We start from the raw sequence: 17,982 nt of genomic DNA on the forward strand, positions 1-17,982 counted from the left end.
GAAACAGCCGCTGTATTTGAGCGCGACAGCAGCGGCGTACTCCTCAACGCGCAACTTGACTCAGCCAATTTATTGAGAGGTTCTCATGCCGATAGAAAAGTTCGCGTTTCACCTTTCCCCTCGGGGCAAACTGCGTTGGGCGATTGCCAGTCTGTTCCTCGTTGCCCAACTGCCTCAGGCGTTTGCCGGTGGCTTGACGGTCGCGCCCGGTCCGGGCGGCACCCCACAGCTGCAAAATCAGGCCGGTGTACCGATCGTCAATATCGTTGCGCCCAATGGCGCCGGTCTGTCGCATAACCAGTTTCTCGATTACAACGTCGACCGTCAGGGGCTGGTGCTGAACAACGCCCTGCAAGCCGGGCAGTCGCAACTCGCCGGGCAGTTGGCCGCCAACCCGCAGTTCCAGGGGCAGGCCGCGAGCGTGATCCTCAACGAAGTGATCAGCCGTAACGCCTCGGCCCTCAATGGTGCTCAGGAGATTTTCGGGCGCTCGGCCGACTACGTGCTGGCCAACCCGAACGGTATCTCGGTCAACGGTGGCAGCTTCATCAATACCCCGAATGCCAACCTGGTGGTCGGCCGTCCCGAGCTGAACGACGGTAAATTGCAGGGGCTCAATACCCGTGACGCCACCGGTCAATTGCAGATCCAGGGGCAGGGCCTGACGAACCGCGAAGGCAGCATCAACCTGATCGCTCCGCGCATCGACAGCCAGGGCCGCATCGATGCACGTGACCAGTTGAACCTGACTGTCGGCCGCAATCAGCTGGATTACGCGAGTGGTCAGGTGCGTAACGTCGACCCGGCCGGTAACACTCAGGATTCACGCATCGATGCCAGCCTGTTTGGTGCCATGCAGGCCGGGCGCATCAACATTGTCAGCACCGCGCAAGGCGCCGGCGTACGGGTCGGCCCGGTCCAGGTTGAAGGCCGTGATGGTGTGAAAATCCAGTCTGCGGGTGACTTGCAGATCAGTGGCCAGGCACTGCCCAACAGCCTCGACGTCACTCGCAGCGCGGTGCGCAGCAGCCAGGGCGATGTCGCGTTGCGCAGTGACAAGGACCTGACGTTGGCGGCGGCGGATGTCAGTGGCCGCAACGTCAAGCTAGACGCCGGGCGCAACCTCACGCTGAGCAGCATCGAAGCGCGCAAGCTTCAGGAAAAACGTGAGAGCTGGAACAACAGCACCATCGGCATCACCTGGGAAACCTACGACCGGACCCAGACCGACAGCGACTCGCGCCAGCACGACAGCCAGGTCGTGGCCAGCCACAATGCCGAACTCAAGGCCGGCGCCAGGACCGAACTCAAGGCCGCCAAGGTCGAGGCCGGTGACACCCTGAAGGTCGACAGCGGTGCTGATCTGCGTCTCACGGCGGCGACCGAAACCCGCACCCAGACCGATCAGGGCAAGCACCGCAAGCACCTGTGGAAAGCCGATTGGGACAACAGCAGCGAAGAGCAACGCAGCGTCACCAGCCAGTTGAAGGCCGGCAAGAAAATTGCCATCAGCAGCGGTGAGCTGTTGTCTTCTCAAGGCGCGGAGCTGACCAGCAAGGGTGACATTCAGCTGGCTGGCAAACAGGTTGATATCAGCAGCGCCAGTCGTACGCAAAGCAGCAGCAAAAACGGCTACTCGGGCGACCTGGTCGGTGGCGGGTTCTTTGGCAAGACCGGTGATGCCGATCAGGGCAAGACCCTGAATCAGGGCAGCAAGATCAACGCCGACGGCAAGTTGATCGTCAAGGCTGACGACGTGCGTATCAGCGGCAGTCAGGTGCGTGGCCGGACCGAGGCCAGCGTCATCAGCGACAAAGGCTCGTTGACTATCGACGGCGTGCAGAACACCTCGCACAGCAACAGCCATGACAAGGACAGCAAATTCTTTGGTATCACCAAGGATGAAAACCGCCAGAACCTCAAGGGCAGCACCACCGTCAGCAGCCAGCTGAGTTCCGACAGTAACCTTGCGCTCAAGAGCGCCAAGGACATCGACGTCGTCGGCGCCACTGTCTCGGCCGGCGGTTCGCTCAGTGCAGACGCGGCGGGCAAGCTCACCGTCAGCTCGGCTCAGAACACCTCTGACAGCAGCACTTCGACCCAGAACCGTGGTTTCGATGCCTACGCCAAAGAGAATGCGCCGGGTGCCGGTCAGTACCGCGCCGGCATTCACTATGAAGATAAACAACAAACCACTACCGCCAACGAAACCCGTCAGCAGGGCTCGAGCCTGAGCGGTGCCAACGTCGAGCTGACGGCGGGCGGCGACCTGACGCTCAAAGGCGCCAATGTCAAAGCCACTGCTGGCGATGTCAGCCTCAGCGGGCAGAACGTTGCGCTGCTGGCCGAGCACGACAGTAAGTCCAGTTCCACGGAGACCACCAGTAACGGCGGCGGTTTCTACTACACAGGTGGTCTGGATCGCGCCGGCAGTGGTGTGGATTTCGCCCACAGCAGCAGCCAGGACAGCAATACCCAAACCACGGCTCGCACAACGGGCGTCGAGAGCAGCGGCAAGCTGCAGATCAACGCCGGCAACGGCACATTGACCACCCAGGGTGCACAGGTTGTCGCCGGCTCGACGCTTCAGGTCACGGCGGGGCAGGTCGACAATCAGGCTGCCAACAACACCGACAGCCGTTCCCACAAGGAGAACAACTGGTCGGCCGACGTCGGTGCCAATGTCGAGTACAAAGGCATCGCCCGTCCTGTCGCCAAAGCCATCGAAGGCGTCGCCCAGAGCAAGGTTCAGCAACCGGGCTTGCTGGATAACCTCACACAGCCGAATGTCGGCATTGACGTCGAGGTCGGTCATTCGAACAACAGCCGCACCGAGCAAAACAGCGAAGCTGTCGTCAGCCAGTTCAAGGGCGGGACCGTTGATGTTCAGGTGGCCGGTGCAGTGAAGGATCAGGGCACCCAGTACCATGCAAACGACGGCGCGCTGACGATCAAGGCCGACAGTCAGGTCGCCACGGCAGCCAGCAACACCCACAGCAGCAGCGAGCAATCGGTGGATGCCAAGGTTGGCGTTCGTGTCTACACCACCACCGGTGAAGACGTGAATGTTCGCGGCAGCGGGGCAGGCGGTAGCCGCCAGACTTCCGAGTCCAGCGCCAAAGCCATGGTCGGCAGCTACGCCGGCAATCAGGGCGTGAAAATCGATCTGCGCGGTGACGGCCAGTTCGAAGGCAGTCAGTTCAACGGCGGGCAGAGCGGTGTGGCGATCAAGAGCGGCGGCGATCTGGCGCTGAATCAGGCCAACGACCGTCAGAGCCACAACACTTCCAGCCTGCGTGGCGATGCCTCGTTGACGGTCGGCACCAATCCGGGCGCCGAAGGCACCAACGTCAACGTGGGCGCCGGTTTCCAACTCGATCACAAGGCCAACCAGATCGAAGACAGCCAGGCCCGCGTCGCGAGTATTCAGGGCAAAGGTCCGGTGCAACTGAGCAGCGGTGGCGATCAAGTGCTGCAAGGCACCACCATCGGCACGGTGGTGAACAAGGCAGCTGACATCTCGCTGAACGCTGGCGGCAAGCTCGATCTGCTAGCTGCGACGGATACCCATAGCGCCAATGGCAGTAATCTGGGTGGTGGCCTCAATGTCGGTGGCGGTAAAAGCAGCACTGAGCAAAGCAGTGGCCTGAACGGCAACCTGAGCGCCAATTTCAACATCGGCCGGGTCGGTGAAAACAGCCAAAGCCTTAAGGGCGGCAGCCTGAACAGTCAGGGCGCGGTGCTGCTGAGCAGCGGCTCCGGCGCTGCTGACGCCATCCACTTGCAAGGTACTCAGGTCAACGCACCGAGCGTGACTCTCGATGCGCAACAAGGCGGGATCTATCAGGAGTCGGCGCAGTCGACTCAGGCCGTCAACAATTGGGGGCTGACCCTCGGCGCTGGCGGTAATGCGAGCAAATCCACACCGTCGGCGACCAACGATCAGGACGTTGCCAAGAGCGGCCACGGTTTCGACGCGCGAGCGAAAATCGACGTCGACAATCGCAACAGCACCACCCAGAAAAACAGCCATATCCAGGCTGACAGCGTGGTGCTGAACAGCGCTGGCGATACTCACCTGGCGGGTGCACGCATCGACGCCAAACAGGTCAGCGGCCAGGTCGGCGGTGATCTCACGGTCGAAAGTCGTCAGGACCGGGAGAGCAGCGTCAAGGTCGGTATCGACCTGCGTTTGAACGCGGAGAAGAACCAGCCGGGCGCCGTCGGCAAACTGGCCAAGACTACCGGTCCGCTCAAGGACAAGGTTGAGGGCAAGGCCCAGGAGGCTTTCGACAGCCAGCGCGGCAAGCTGGAAGCCGCCGTCGATAAAAGCGTTGACGGCCTGACCTCGGCCAAGGATTCGCTGACCCGCAGTGGCAGCTACTCGCTCAGCGAGAAAGACACTGCCGGCACCAAGGTCGCCGACGCAACGCAAAGTGCGCTGTTCGGCGACAAGAGCGGCAAAACTTCGTACACCCCAACGCTGTACCTGGACGTCAGCCACACCAGCAAGAACAGCGTCACTCAAGCGTCCGGCATCAGCGGCAGCCAAGGCGTCGACCTTCGGGTGGGCGGGGAGACGCAACTGACCGGTGCGCGGGTTTCTGCCAAAGAAGGTTCGGTGGATCTGGGCGGTTCCAGAGTCACCAGTACCCGCCTGAGTGGCAGCGACTACCGCGCCGATGTTGGCCTCAACCTGTCCAAGTCCGCGGTCAACCTGGCGACCGGCGCCAAGGATGAACTCACCCAAACCCCTGACGCCGCCACGGCCAAGGATCGCAAGTTCAACCTCGGCCCGCTGAGTGTCGGAGGTCATTACGACACCCAGGTGCTGCAGGCAGGAATTGACGAGAATACCCGCTAAACCGGGTCAGGCCAGTGACCGTTGTCACTGGCTTTGCTTTCGACTGCGGTAACTAATTAGTACCCTGATTTTTTCTGTCGGCTACCTGAACGTTATTCAGAAAGTAGTGCGCATTCTCTGTTGACTGCGGACAAGTCAGTAAGTCGGTGGATATACTCCGTCGCAGATGAAGAGCGACTGTTTAGTTGAGAGGGTATCGCTGATCAATCACTTTGATAGTGTTTGTTTTTATGTGCGCTTATCAGAAATAAGTGCGCTGATGTTTCGTGATATGTATCAATATGTGTAACAGCTTTTTTGATGAAAAGCGCTGTAGGTTGCGCTCGGCATGGGTTGCAAGTCAGGCTTGGTTGCCGGCTGTGAATGTTTTTGGGTGAAATAAGCTTGTCATAAATTGAAATGAATACTGTCCGACCAAGTTGGGTGGTGGTCCCTCGTTATTGCCATTAATGAAAGATCAGGAGCGTCGAAGATGACCGAAGAACCTAGTTGTAACTCTCAATGCTCGAGCACTACCGCAGTGTTGAACACATTAACGTTAACCGTCGAAAACTCTCCTCGTTATAGGCATGAGGGGCGTTTCCGTGAACAAGTATTCAAGGTCGATCATGTCAAATTACACACCTCGCCACACCGCCCGGACCGTCCATTCGAAAATCACTGCGCAGGCCGTTGAGGCCGGTTCATTTACTGCTTTTATTGATGATTTGTCTCCCCACAAACGCGGGGTCATGCGACAAAACCTTCTGTTTGTCGGTATGGCGGTTGGCGTCTCCCTTCTGCTGACTCTTGCTTCCAAAGCCCACGCCGCCGGTGGCCCCTATGTGGTCGACGACGGTTCCATCAACGCCCCCGGCGAATGCAACGTCGACGTCTGGTACAAAAGCCAGCGCCATCAACAGTCGAACCATGAAACGGAGCTGTCCCAGGACTGCACGTTCAAGGCGCTGCCCTCGGTGCAGTTCGGCGCTGCGGTGTCCCATGGCCACGACGACGGCGACCGGGAGACCCAGGTCAGTCCGAAGATCAAGGCGCAGGTATTCAGCGATGATGATCTGGGACTGGAAGTGGCCCTCGCTGCGGGCGCACATTTTGCCCTCAACCGCCGCCACTCCTTCGATGGCGCCGATCTGACCCTGCCCATGACGTATCAGCCTATCGAGCCCTTGCGCCTGAACGTCAGTGCCGGCTGGACCCACGAGTACGACGACGGCAAACAAAACAACAGCTGGACCTGGGGCACCGGCGTTGAATACGCGCTGGCCGAATCCCTGACCCTGATTGCCGAGCGCTTTGGCCAGCAGGGTGGCGACCAGGGCTGGCAGGCCGGACCTCGTCTGCATCTGGGCAAACAGGTCGATATCGATCTGGTGGTTGGACGCCACCTGAACAACGACCGTGAACAGTGGCTTGCCACCGGTGCCACGTTGCGTTTTTAAACACCCGTTGTTCAGCCCCATGTCACCCGCCGGCGCAGAACCCACGCGTTCCCCGCTAGATGCGGGTTGTCAGAGCCTCAGAACAGGTTGATCGGCACGTTGGCGACGATGCGGAACTCATCGTAACTGCCGTCAATCTGCCCGCCGCTGGCGAGGTGGTTGTAGATGATGGTGCGTAGCACCGAGTTTTTGAGTCTTCCAGACTGGATGGTGTAGCCCAGCATCAAGCCGTTTTCGTTGTGTTTCGCGTCGTCCAGGCCGCGCACGTTGTAGCCGGTATTGTGGCCGTTGCGGTCGCCGTCGTAGTGGGTGCCGTCGATGCCCCAGCCTTTGGCGTGCCAAAGGCTGGCGGTGAGACCAGGGACGCCGTAGGCCGCGAAGTCCAGGTCGTAGCGCAATTGCCAGGACTTTTCGTTGGGGGCGTTGTAGTCCGCGTATAACGAGTTGGCCATGTAGTTGCCAGTGGATTCCCACACATAGTCAAAGTACTCGTTGCCGAATACTTGCTGCCAGGCAAGCGTCAGGCTGTGGGCCAGGTGAGTGCCGGTGAAGGCCAGGCTGGCGGCGTTGTTGTCGATGTAGCCGAGGTTCTTCTTGCCTGAATCACTGGTGTGGTAGTAGTTGAAGGCGGTCTTGAGGGCCAGATTATCTGGGTCGCCCATGCGGTGCGTAACGCCGACGTAGGTCTGGTCCCACATGTCTTCGAAACGCGAGGCGTAGACGCTGGCTTCCAGCCCAAAACCCGGTTTGACCGTCGCCCCGAGGTAGCTGATGCGCGCGCCACTGTAGGCGCGGTTGCCAAAGGTGGTGGTCAGCTTTTCGGCGCCGGTGCCGGTGCGCGGAATCGCCCGTTCGAAGCTGCCGCCCTGCATCGACAGCCAGTCAAGCTCATTGCTGAACAGGCCCACGCCCTGGAAGCTGGAGGGCAGAGCGCGGTTGTCCTTGTAGCGCAGGATCGGATTGTCGGTCATCAGCCGGCCGGCCTTGAGCTCGGTGTTGGACAGGCGAACACGCACATCACCTACACCCAGGCGACTCCATGTGGAAATCGCATCGCCGTCGCCGTCTACCAGCACCCGGTCGCCGCCGTTGGCCACCTTTCCGTGGCCGCGCTCCAGGTTTACGGCACTGAAGATCCCTGCATCCATGCCGACGCCGATCAGGCCCTGGGTATAGCCGGAGCTGTACTTGAGCATGCTCGCCTGCACCCACGTTTCGCGAACACGGGTGGGTTCGATGCCGCCGGGTTTCTTGATGCTCAGGTGAGTGGTGCGTTTGGTGTGCTGGTTGGAATAGTAGTGACGCAGGTTCAGGTCCAGGGTACTGCCTTCCAGAAAGCCAGGTGCGTTGACCTGGGTCTGCTCTGGGGAAAATGGCTGAGCGAAAGCCTGGGTGCCGGATGCCAAAGTGACGGCCAGCAGAAGACGTGGATACATGGTAAATCCCATACAAATCGGATGTAAGGCAACCGTCCCGGGAAGGCCCCGGGGGCGCGTTTATCAGCGGACCTGGGCTTCTGCAAGCCGGGTTTCGCGGGCGGGGCGTTCATGCAGCGACGGACGCGTTTCCTTGGCGAGCCAGGCGGCGGACAGGCACACAAGGTTAGCGATCAGCAGGTACCAGACCGGTGACATCGGGTCACCGGTGGTGCCGATCAGCCAGGTAATGATGATCTGCGCCGTACCGCCAAACGCAGCTACACCGAAGGCGTAGACGATGGAGAAACCGGTGGCGCGCACCGATTTCGGGAAGCTCTCCACCAGCAGCACGATCAACGCTGCGCCGCTCATGCCATGCAAGCCCGAGAGGACCGCCAGGGTCAGCAGGAAGGTCGCCGGGCTGGGGTGCTCGGTCATCAGTTGCAGGGCCGGAAACAGGATCAACAGCAACACCACTCGGGGCGTCATCAGAGTTACCCGACGCCCGAAGCGGTCGCAGAGCATGCCACCGGCCACCGCGCACACAGCCATGGCGGCGCCGGCCACCAGGGTCGAGAGCATGGAAATGCTGGTGGGCAGCTTCAATTCGGTGAGGGCGAAGGTGGTCATGTAGTTCAGGAAGTACTGGGTGATAGTGCTGCCGGAAAGAATCAGCAGCCCCAACACCAGAGCGCGCCGGTGTTTGCCGCCTATTTCCCGTACCAGATCGCCGGTGCGGGTTTTTTCGGTGTGGCCGTGGAAGGTTTCAGCAAGATTGCGGCGGATGTAGATACCGATCGGCAACACCAGCAGGCCGAACACGAACGGTACACGCCAGCCCCAACTATTGAGGTCTTCCGGGGACAGAACTTTTGTCAGGGTGAACCCCACCAGCCCGGCTACCATGGCGGCGACGCCCTGGGCAACCACTTGCCAGCAGGCGTAGGTGCCGCGTTTGTGGGGGGGCGCCGCTTCAAGGATGTAGGTGGTGGCGGGGCCGGCTTCACCGCCCCAAGCCAGGCCCTGGATCATGCGGGTGACCACCAGCAGGATCGGCGCGGCGATGCCGATGGTCTCGTAGCCGGGCAATATCGCGATACTGCCGGTGCCCACAGCCATCATCACCAGGGTCAAAAGCATCGCCGGTTTGCGCCCGACGCGGTCGGCGTAGGCGCCGATCAGCACCGCACCCAGGGGCCGGACGATAAAGCCGGTGCCGAACGCGATGACCGATAGCATCAGGCTGACGAAGGCACTGTCGGACGGGAAAAACGTGTGGCCGATCATCACCGCAAAAGTTGCGTATACACCAAAGTCGAAAAATTCCACGGCGTTACCCAGGACTACAGCGAAGATGCTCTTCTTGCCGGCGTCCAGAGGTGATGTGTCGAGTGCAGGATCGGGTCGTGTCAATTGTTGTGTGGGCATTCCATTGCCTTTTAGGTCGATAGAGCTCTGGCCAGGACGGCCCGGAGCAACAAGGTGGGAGGAGAGTGCTTGAAGGGTCGAAGTCAGGCAGGATTCGGCCAGCAGTGGATCGCGCCACGCCAGTTTTCGTAGGTTTTTGCGATTTGCAGCAGCCATTGATCGGCAAAGCGCGGGGCGATCATCTGCAGCCCGATGGGCATGCCGTCGGCGGCGAAACCGCAATTGATCGACAGCGCCGGTTGTTCGCCCATGTTCCAGGGCACAGTGAACACGATGTGTTCGAACGGTTGCTGCGGGTCATTGCTCGGTGACGGCCAGTCGGCCGCAAAGGCGTTGATCTGGTTGGTGGGAGAGAGCACCAGGTCGAGTGTGTTGAACAACTGAGCGGCGCGGCGGCGCATTTCGAAGGTCTGGTTGAAGCCCCGTACGGCTTCCACTCCGGTGATATCGGCGCCTGGGGCGGCCCAGTCGCGGATGTACGGCAAGACTTTGTCGAATTGCTCACTGCTCAAGGCCGACAGTTCGGCCCATTGGCGAGCGCGCCAGAACTGGTCGAGGCCGTCGAGCTGGGCGCGGTCCATGATCGGCGCAATCACTGTGACCTTGGCACCGTGGGCTTCGAACAGCCGAGCTGCTTGCTCCACGGCTTTACAGACGAAATCTTCAGGTGCGAGGCCTGCACCGGGTTCGAGCATCAGGCCGATACGCAGTCCCTTTACCGACAGCGGCTGATTGCTCCATTCAGTGGTGAGCGGAGGCAGGCTGGTAGCGTCGCGCGAATCGGGGCGGGCCAGGTGTTGCATCAACAACACGCAATCATCGACTGTGCGGGTCATGGGGCCGGCGGTGCGGCCGGTGTAATACGGGTCGATGGGGATGCGCCCCAGCGTCGGCTTGAAACCGACCAGCCCGCACCAGGCTGCGGGCAGCCGCACCGATCCGCCGATGTCGGTGCCGACGTGCAGCGGCCCGTAACCGGCGGCGGCTGCGGCGGCGGCCCCGGAACTCGATCCGCCAGTGTTGTTGGCTGTGTTCCATGGGTTGCGGGTGATGCCGTGGAAGCTGGAAAGGCCCGAAGAGAGCATGCCGAAATCCGGAACGGTGGTCTTGGCCAGGATGATTGCGCCGGCTTCACGCAAGCGTGCGGCGGGCGGTGCATCCTTCTGCGCCGGCGTCAGGCGGGTGGCGGCGCTACCCAACGGGATGGGCTGGCCCTCAGTGGCGATCAGTTCCTTGAGGGTCACCGGCACACCGTCGAGGGCGCCGTTGGGTTGGCCTTTGTTCCAGCGTTCGGTGGAGGCCTGGGCCTGCTGACGCACTTGTTGCGGGTCGAAGGCGTAGAGCGCATTGATCTGCGGTTCCCAGCGGTCGATGTGGGTCAGGAGTTGGTCGTAATAGTCGATGGGGGTGAGTTGCCGGCTGGCGAATCGGGCCAGCAGTTCGGCGGCCGTAAGGGTGTGCAGGTCACTCATCATTCTCTTCCTTGGAATGGGCCGGCGGGTTGCAATGGGGGCGACTATATACACCCCGCCGTGCATCGGCCAACACCTGTTCAGCAAAAGCGGTGGGGCATTTCTGTTCAGACCTTTGTTTTTTGGCGCAGGGAGCGACGTCGAAGATTTGCCAGGTTATTGGCCTGCGTCGGTTGCTAACAGTTCAAGCCATTGCTGTGCCGCTACCGACAGCTGTGAGTTTTTGCGCCAGATTACGACGAGTTGCCACCGTAGTTCGGCGCATTCGAGCGGGACGATTTCCACTCCGGGTGGGATATGGTGTTGAGCCAATAGCCTGGGCAGTACCATCAGGCCTGCATTCGCGGCCACTAATGACAGGCAAAAGGCCAGGTTGTCGCTCTTGGCTGTCTGTAGACGGCTGACGTCCAGAGCAGGGCAACAGTGCTTAATGCGGTGATTGAGGATAGAGGCACCCTGTAGCTGTACCCATGGGTGATGCGCTAAATCTGGCAGAGTCAGTCGATGGCGGCTGGCGAGTGGGTGGCGAGGCGGCAGGACGACAACGAGTGGCTCCTCACAAATCGGAAGCCAAGCCAGGTCGTCGCCCTCTGGTCGCAGACTGATAGCCAGTTCTATCTCGCCCTTGCGAACGGCCTCTTCCAGGGCTTGTCCTCCTTGTTCACGCAATTGGAGTTCCACTTGGGGAAAGCGTCGCCGAAACTCGGTCAACACGACCGCTACTTGATCGGTACTACCTAAAGGAGGTAGCCCCAGCCGAAGGACGCCGGTGACGAGGCTATTAAGCAAGCTTACGTCGGTCAGCATTTGCTTGCTGCGGCTCAGTAATCCTTTGGCGTGGTGGAATACCACTTCGCCCGACGGGGTCAAGCGTGACGGTACGCCTGGACGGCTGCGAACCAATAGCGTCGTACCCAGTTCTTCTTCGAGCAATTGAACGGCTTTGCTAAGCGCCGATTGGGTGACGTGAATAGTGTGGGATGCCTTCGAGAAGCTTCCATGCTCTGTCACTTCCACGAAATAGCGCAAGTTCTTCAGATCCATCTGTATTCCATTTCCGCATAGAGTTTATAAAAATTGTTCACTCACTCTGGTTGGAGAAATGCTTCTACTATCGCCCCCCCAAAACGTCCGGATGCCAAGACGGGGAACATCAAATTAGAAGTAGAGGCCAACCTTGTTCAGTGATTGTATTCGGCTTGATCAGGCGCTGGTTGAATCTGCACAGCGCTATCCACAGAGGCCCGCGCTACAAGCGGAAGATGCGTCATTCAGCTATCAACAACTGAACGAAGCGGTTAATAAATTATGCGAGTTGATGTGTGCAGAAGGCGTGCAGGCCGGTGATCGAATAGGCATCTATATTGCGAAGAGCGCAGCCGCTGTTGTGGCCATTTATGCCGCATTAAGGCTGGGGGCATTAGTCGCTCCGATGGATGTCAAGGACCCCGCGGAACGGGGCGCACGGATGTTGGCCAACGCCGACCTGGATTTTTTATTGGCTACCCCTGCAAGCCAGGCAGCAGCATCTAAGTTGGTTTCCATTCATGGTCAGTCTGGCGACGCTCGCACAGTGGGCGATCTATGGCTTTTCCCCTTGCGAGGACAACCACGTCGACATGCCGGGTGCGAGGGTGGCTATGTTTTGTTTACATCAGGCAGTACCGGCGCGCCCAAGGGTGTATGGCTGTCCCATGCCAATGTCCTGCATTTTGCTGCCTGGGCGGCACGCGCAATTGCTCTGGACTGCGAGGACCGTGTTGGATCACAAGCGGCACTCACATTCGATCTGACGACCTTCGATCTGTTCTCGACCGCACTGGCCGGAGCCTGTCTTTGTCTGTTGCCAGACTATCTCAAGACTTTTCCTCGCGATGTGACGCGTTGGCTGGGTGAGCAGTGTATCTCAGTGTTCTACGCAGTACCCACCTTGTATCAGATGCTGCTGCAGCAGGGCGGGATTGAGCAAACGAGGCCGTCTGCACTACGCGCTGCGTTGTACGCGGGTGAACCGTTCCCGCCACAACTGCTTAAGCGCTATCTGACTACATTCCCCGACTTGCCGTTCTACAACCTGTATGGGCCTACGGAAACCAATGTGTGCACCGCAGAACAGGTGAGCCTGCCGAGTATCGAGACGGTTTTGCCGTCGATCGGTTGGGCGATTGATGGAGTGGAAGTCGACATCATCGGTGACGACGGTCGCGCAGCGTCGGAGGGTGAGATTTTCGTTGCGGGGCCGACGGTATTCGCTGGTTATTTGGTTGATGGCATCTGTCGCGATGCCCGCCGTGCAGTGTACTTCCGCGATGGAGTGGAAAGGTTGGCCTATGGCACGGGGGATATCGGGTATCAGGTGGCGGATGGTCGCTTTCATCTGCAAGGTCGACGAGACCATCAGGTGAAGCGTCGCGGCCACCGCATTGATCTTCTGGACATAGAAAGTGCGGTATTGGCATTGCCGGGTGTTGAAACTGCCGCCGTTGTAGCTCGCCATGGCACAGCGCCGGACTGTGAGATCTGGGTACATGTGGTGAGTGCAAGTACAGGTCGTGATGAGATTGTTCGCGGCTTGAGCAGAACATTGCCGAAGAGGATGCAACCGGATGGAGTTCGTATGGCGCGAACGCTGCCAGCTACTGCCAACGGCAAAATAGATCGACGTGCTTTGAGCCTGTTGAGTGTAAACATGGAAGAGATAAGTAATGAAGAACATTGAAACGCTGTGCTCACTGATTCAGTCAAATCTGCTGACGCAATACCAAAGTGCAGACCTTACTGTGGTACCGGATACGGCGTTACTGGAGGAGGGCTGGTTGGACTCTCTCACCATCACATCCATTGTCGTCGACGTTGAGAAAAAGTTCGAGATAGCTTTCCCTGAAAACAAAGTTGTCGCGGCTTCATTTCGCACGCCGGCCGCACTATGGGCCGTCATTGAGGCCAGCCTGGTCGAGCTCGCTTGAGTCTGTGCCGATAACAGAGAGGGCGAGTGATGCTGTTCGCAGACGAAGACAAGTTAGTTGAACAAGCGGTGCAGGAGAGTTGCATCCAGGGGCAGGCTTTGTTGCCTGAGCTGGAAGGAAAAACCTTCCGCGAGCAATGGTTGCTGGCAGCGGCTACAGGGCTGCTGCGCACCTCCAATTGCACCGTGACAAACAAGCTCGCGATGGTGGAAGGATTGGGCATGAGCGGTCTGAGTCCTGCCCTTTGCTATGCGCTGGCTTCACAGTTGTTCGGTATGCAATTGCCTATGCAGCCTTGGCTGAATGCCGAACAGCGCAAACAACTGGCAGGCCTGGAAACCGGAGAGACGCTGTTGTGTCACGCGCTGACTGAAGTGCAGGGCGGTAGTGATCCGAAGTCGATGGAAACCGTGGCTGAACGTCAGGCGGACGGTAGTTATCGTTTGACGGGCGAGAAGCGCTTCATTACCGCCGCCCCGGTAGCCGATCACGCTTTGGTGTTCGTTCGTACCGGCAAGGGCCGATCACCATTCGATTTATCAGTCGCACTGGTTGACCTGTCGGATGCGGGCGTAGTGCGCAGTGAGCCGCTGGACAAGACCGCGTTGCCCGGCGTACCGATGGGGGTGTTGACCTTTGACGGTGTGCGGTTGGAAGAGCACAGCCTGTTGGGAGGCGAGGGTGCGGGTTTCTCTGTAATGACCGCGACCACGACCTGGGAACGAGCGCTGCTGATGGGGTATGCGCTAGGCCCCATGCGCAGGATGCTGGATCAGACGGTGGAGTGGAGCCGGGAGCGAACTCACTTCGGTAGATCCATGAGCTCCAGTCACCTGGTGGCGGGGCATGTGGCCGACATGAGCATGTACCTTTACCGTTCGCGAAAACTGCTCTACGGCATTGCGCGGCGCATCGATGCCGGGGTGACGATTCGTCAATTGAGCGGTGAGGCCGCGATGGTAAAGATTTCGGTTTCTGAAGACTTTACGCGGCTGTCGCAGTTGGCAGCCCAGTTAGGTGGTGTGCGTTCTTACATCACCGATTCCGGTCGGGCGATCGATCTCATCAGCCCATTGGCGTCAATGACCTATGCGGGGGCGAACGATCTGCTACGTATCAGCGTGGCGCGCCAGGCTGGTTTGCCAGTCGAGAACTGAGCGCTCGCTAGCGTTTTTGAATCATATACATAAGGTCAACGCATATGGCTTTGCCACATCAAATCGATGAAATTCTCACGTTGGTGGATCGCATCGGTACACGGCTGGTCGACTTGGCTCCGTTGGTAGATAACCAACAATCGGATAGTAGCGAGAGCTATCAACTGATCAAGGAGTCTGGTCTGTTGGGGTTGCTGATCCCTCGCGAGGCTGGGGGGGCGGGTCTGAATTATTTGGAATATAGCCAGGTTCTGGCGCGACTTGCTCAGTATGACGCGGCAACTGCGCTGGGATTCAATATGCACAATGTGGCGCTTGGCTCGTTATGTGAGTCGGCGGGGAAATCGCTGTCAGCGGCTGCGGATGCCTTTCGCTCCTGGGTATTTGATGAGGTGATATCGCACAACAAGATGTTTGCATCTGCGACGTCAGAGCTGGGTAGTGGTGCGCGGTTGCGAGGTATCCAGACACATTACCGCCCGCATGAAGGTGGCTTCCTGCTCAATGGCAACAAGTCTTTCGTGTCGTTGGCAGGCTCTGCAGACTATATCGTAGTAACGGCAAAACCTGAGGGTAACGACAGCGACAGCGAAATCAGCCACTTCGTGGTCGGTCGCAATGACGAAGGTGTGCGTTACGGCCAAGTTTGGGACGGGTTTGCCATGAATGGTACCCAGACCGCCAGCATGACTTTTGAAAATGTGCTTTTGACCCGCCAGCGTTTGTTTCTGGCAGTCGAAGGGATGTCTTTATTCAAGCTGGTACGTGAGCCTCATTGGATGATTTCCGGTTATACCGGTGTTTATCTTGGGATTGCTACTGCGTTGCTGCAACACATCACCGAGGCCGTGCGTTCCACGCCTTCCCAACTTGAATCCAGCGCGATCCATCAGGAAGTCGGCAGGCTATCGGCTGAATTACAAGCGGGTCGAGCGTTGCTGAATGAGGCTGGCACACTCATCGTGCAACGGCGCGGAACGATAGAGGCGAATGCCGCTGTGCATGCTGCCAAGTACTTCATCGGTGAGCTTGCGCCGAAGATGGCAATGGCGGCGGTTAAGATTTGTGGTGCGAGCACATTGAATCGTAGCCGACCGCTGGAACGATTCCTGCGCGAATCGTTCTTTTGCAGTGTGATGCCGGCCAAGCCAATGGACTGTCTGGAATACTTAGGCAAGGCCCAACTGGGGGTTAATCTGTTCGATGCACGACAGATTAACTGGTAGTGGCTCATGCGAATTCCAACTCAATTCAGACGCGCCGCCTGGCTCAGCACTTATCTGTTGTTGGTGGTAATGATGGTGGGTACGTTGCCGACGCCGTTGTATCCGCTCTATGCCACGCAATTAGGCTTGTCTCCATTTGTGGTGACGTTGGTATTCGCGTCCTACGCACTAGCCATCCTGTTCAAACTGATGGTGTTTGGTCGATTGTCTGATTTGTTGGGCAGACGAGCAGTGCTGGGGCTCGGGATCGGGCTGACATTTGCCAGTCTGTTGAGTTTTTTACTCTGGCCCACGTTAGCCGGTTTGTTCGTTGGGCGAATATTGTCCGGGATGGCAGTAGGGTTGATGGTGGGAGCCACGACTGCCTATCTGAGCGAGTTGCTGAGTAATCGGTCACTCGCGGCTCTGATCTCCAGCTTGAGCAACATGAGCGGTCTGGGGCTTGGGGCGTTACTGTCTGGCTGGGTGGCAGAGAGTGCTGCGCAGCCACTCCATGCCAGTTATATCGCGCTGCTGTTCATGCTGTTGCCAGGTTTGCTGTTGCCATGGCTACCCGAAACAGTGATGCATGGAGGTTCTCGCCCACCGTTGCGATTGCAGCGATTGAGGATACCGAGTGAGATGCGGCAAGCCTTTATGGCCGTGGCAATGTCGGTGCTGTGCGGCTTTAGCTTTCTTGGCTTGTTTGCCGCACTGGCAGGTCGTTTCCTCGCTGTTGGATTGCATCACAGTGGCCTTCTGTTGAGCGGAGGCATTGTCTTTTTGACTTTCTGCAGTGCTGCAATCGGCCAGTTGTTGGTGTTGCGATTGTCGCCCCGTCGAGTCGTTCCCGTTGGTGTCTGGCTGCTGCCCTTGGCTTTGGCCTGTGTCTGGCTGGCCTTTCATTTTGCATCCTTGTCCTTGTTCCTGGGGGGAGCGGTCTTGGGAGGGATGGGTGCGGGCATGGTGCTGCGCGCAGGTCTGGGACTGGTGACGATGTTGTCTCCTGCCGATCGTATTGCGGAGGTCAGTTCAGGCTTTTTCGTCGCGGCCTATTTGGGGTTGATTGTGCCCGTGGTCGGGGTGGGTTTGCTTTTGTCCGTATGGGATATGTCTTCAACCATTGGCCTGTTCGGCGGACTGGTGACGATATTGGTGATTTTCAGCAGCCGTGCGGTTTTGGGGCTTGGCCCGGCACCCGGTTTGTCTATCGCAGTAGGGGGTGAATGATGGCGACGATCTCGCTGAATGGCGGAGAAATTGATTATTTGCTGATCGACGGTGAGTCAGATCTTCCTCCGCTTGTACTGCTGCATGAGGGGCTCGGTTGCATTGCGATGTGGCGACGTTTCCCTTATCGACTGGCAGCAATGACTGGACGCCGAGTGCTCACTTATAGCCGCTATGGTTACGGTCACTCGTCTCGAGCGGATCTGCCACGTCGTTCTGACTATATGCACGTGGAGGCGCAGCAGGTATTGCCTGAACTGCTGGAAAAACTGCAGCTTCGCAATCCAGTGCTGGTGGGGCATAGCGATGGCGCGTCTATCGCGCTGCTCCATGCGAGCAAATTCCCTGTTGTGGGGCTGGTGCTGTTTGCTCCACATGTTTTCGTCGAATCCATCACCTTGAGCGGCATCGACGCCGCGCGAAATTCGTTCCTGGCCGGGAACCTGGAGCGACAACTCGCTCTGTTTCATCCCGATCCCAAAGCAGTCTTCGAGGGGTGGAGCAGTGTCTGGAGGTCCGATCATTTTCTTGACTGGAATATTGAGCAGTGCCTGGCCGATATCCGTTGCCCTGTCTTGTTGTTGCAGGGAGATCGGGACGAGTACGGAACGCTGGCGCAGCTGAGCGCGATTCAACGGAAGATACCCGCAGTGGTCACCCAGCATTGCCTGATCGATTGCGGACACTCGCCGCATCTTGATCAGACCGCTCACACACTTGATCTGATAGTCGAATTCTTTGACCAGATGACGGGCGTATCGCCCAGAGCCGAATGGGTGTCTGCGTCGATTTAAGAGGTCCTT

12 protein-coding genes are annotated in these 17,982 nt (G+C 58.7%); 8 read left to right on the top strand and 4 right to left on the bottom strand.

Features of this window, described 5'->3' with window-relative positions:
• The first annotated feature begins 85 nt into the window (after window positions 1-85).
• Together AC1RKH_RS23170 and AC1RKH_RS23175 are read left to right on the top strand one after the other, a co-directional pair.
• The gene (locus AC1RKH_RS23170) at window positions 86-4,864 is read left to right on the top strand and encodes a hemagglutinin repeat-containing protein (protein WP_493063829.1); all 4,779 of its coding nucleotides are present in this window, start codon (window positions 86-88) and stop codon (window positions 4,862-4,864) included.
• A gap of 608 nt (window positions 4,865-5,472) precedes the next feature.
• On the top strand, window positions 5,473-6,303 hold the full coding sequence (locus tag AC1RKH_RS23175; protein WP_493063828.1) for a PA4824 family protein: 831 nt from the start codon (window positions 5,473-5,475) through the stop codon (window positions 6,301-6,303).
• A 77-nt stretch (window positions 6,304-6,380) separates the two neighbouring features.
• On the opposite strand, the gene AC1RKH_RS23180 is transcribed toward AC1RKH_RS23175, so the two are convergent.
• The 4 genes from AC1RKH_RS23180 to AC1RKH_RS23195 form a co-directional block, all read right to left on the bottom strand.
• Window positions 6,381-7,739, bottom strand: a complete 1,359-nt coding sequence (locus AC1RKH_RS23180; RefSeq protein WP_493063827.1) for an OprD family outer membrane porin — start codon at window positions 7,737-7,739, stop codon at window positions 6,381-6,383.
• 63 nt (window positions 7,740-7,802) lie between these two features.
• Window positions 7,803-9,149 (bottom strand): citrate-proton symporter, encoded by a 1,347-nt coding sequence (locus AC1RKH_RS23185; RefSeq protein ID WP_493063826.1) that lies wholly within the window; start codon window positions 9,147-9,149, stop codon window positions 7,803-7,805.
• A gap of 83 nt (window positions 9,150-9,232) precedes the next feature.
• A complete protein-coding gene (locus tag AC1RKH_RS23190) occupies window positions 9,233-10,621 on the bottom strand; it encodes an amidase (protein WP_493063825.1) in 1,389 nt (462 codons plus the stop codon).
• 156 nt (window positions 10,622-10,777) lie between these two features.
• Window positions 10,778-11,665 (bottom strand): LysR family transcriptional regulator, encoded by an 888-nt coding sequence (locus AC1RKH_RS23195; RefSeq protein ID WP_493063824.1) that lies wholly within the window; start codon window positions 11,663-11,665, stop codon window positions 10,778-10,780.
• A 133-nt stretch (window positions 11,666-11,798) separates the two neighbouring features.
• On the opposite strand from AC1RKH_RS23195, the gene AC1RKH_RS23200 reads away from it, so the two are divergent.
• Genes AC1RKH_RS23200 through AC1RKH_RS23225 form a run of 6 tightly spaced genes read left to right on the top strand, consistent with a single transcriptional unit; the run spans window position 11,799 to window position 17,973 of the window.
• Window positions 11,799-13,340 carry an AMP-binding protein gene (locus tag AC1RKH_RS23200; RefSeq protein ID WP_493063823.1) on the top strand — a complete coding sequence of 514 codons (1,542 nt, stop codon included), beginning with the start codon at window positions 11,799-11,801 and terminating at the stop codon, window positions 13,338-13,340.
• Entirely contained in the window at window positions 13,327-13,587 is a 261-nt protein-coding gene (locus tag AC1RKH_RS23205; protein ID WP_493063822.1) for a phosphopantetheine-binding protein, read from the top strand. Before AC1RKH_RS23200 ends, AC1RKH_RS23205 begins: the two co-directional genes overlap by 14 nt.
• Window positions 13,588-13,616: 29 nt before the next feature.
• Entirely contained in the window at window positions 13,617-14,744 is a 1,128-nt protein-coding gene (locus tag AC1RKH_RS23210; RefSeq protein ID WP_493063821.1) for an acyl-CoA dehydrogenase family protein, read from the top strand.
• A gap of 44 nt (window positions 14,745-14,788) precedes the next feature.
• Window positions 14,789-15,970 (top strand): acyl-CoA dehydrogenase family protein, encoded by a 1,182-nt coding sequence (locus AC1RKH_RS23215; RefSeq protein ID WP_493063820.1) that lies wholly within the window; start codon window positions 14,789-14,791, stop codon window positions 15,968-15,970.
• A 6-nt stretch (window positions 15,971-15,976) separates the two neighbouring features.
• Window positions 15,977-17,179: an MFS transporter gene (locus AC1RKH_RS23220; protein ID WP_493063819.1), complete on the top strand. Its 1,203-nt coding sequence runs from the start codon at window positions 15,977-15,979 to the stop codon at window positions 17,177-17,179.
• Window positions 17,179-17,973: an alpha/beta fold hydrolase gene (locus AC1RKH_RS23225; RefSeq protein ID WP_493184052.1), complete on the top strand. Its 795-nt coding sequence runs from the start codon at window positions 17,179-17,181 to the stop codon at window positions 17,971-17,973. The genes AC1RKH_RS23220 and AC1RKH_RS23225 overlap by 1 nt, the downstream gene beginning before the upstream one ends.
• Window positions 17,974-17,982 lie beyond the last annotated feature (9 nt).

This window comes from Pseudomonas sp. GW822-FHT06B12 (genome assembly GCF_058799675.1).

Excerpts from the sequence above, each read along its gene's own strand:
- AC1RKH_RS23185 (WP_493063826.1), bottom strand. The coding sequence starts at position 9,149 with ATGCCCACACAACAATTGACACGACCCGATCCTGCACTCGACACATCA.
- AC1RKH_RS23210 (WP_493063821.1), top strand. The coding sequence starts at position 13,617 with ATGCTGTTCGCAGACGAAGACAAGTTAGTTGAACAAGCGGTGCAGGAG.
- AC1RKH_RS23220 (WP_493063819.1), top strand. The coding sequence starts at position 15,977 with ATGCGAATTCCAACTCAATTCAGACGCGCCGCCTGGCTCAGCACTTAT.
- AC1RKH_RS23190 (WP_493063825.1), bottom strand. The coding sequence starts at position 10,621 with ATGAGTGACCTGCACACCCTTACGGCCGCCGAACTGCTGGCCCGATTC.
- AC1RKH_RS23225 (WP_493184052.1), top strand. The coding sequence starts at position 17,179 with ATGGCGACGATCTCGCTGAATGGCGGAGAAATTGATTATTTGCTGATC.
- AC1RKH_RS23170 (WP_493063829.1), top strand. The coding sequence starts at position 86 with ATGCCGATAGAAAAGTTCGCGTTTCACCTTTCCCCTCGGGGCAAACTG.
- AC1RKH_RS23215 (WP_493063820.1), top strand. The coding sequence starts at position 14,789 with ATGGCTTTGCCACATCAAATCGATGAAATTCTCACGTTGGTGGATCGC.
- AC1RKH_RS23175 (WP_493063828.1), top strand. The coding sequence starts at position 5,473 with ATGTCAAATTACACACCTCGCCACACCGCCCGGACCGTCCATTCGAAA.
- AC1RKH_RS23195 (WP_493063824.1), bottom strand. The coding sequence starts at position 11,665 with ATGGATCTGAAGAACTTGCGCTATTTCGTGGAAGTGACAGAGCATGGA.
- AC1RKH_RS23180 (WP_493063827.1), bottom strand. The coding sequence starts at position 7,739 with ATGTATCCACGTCTTCTGCTGGCCGTCACTTTGGCATCCGGCACCCAG.
- AC1RKH_RS23205 (WP_493063822.1), top strand. The coding sequence starts at position 13,327 with ATGAAGAACATTGAAACGCTGTGCTCACTGATTCAGTCAAATCTGCTG.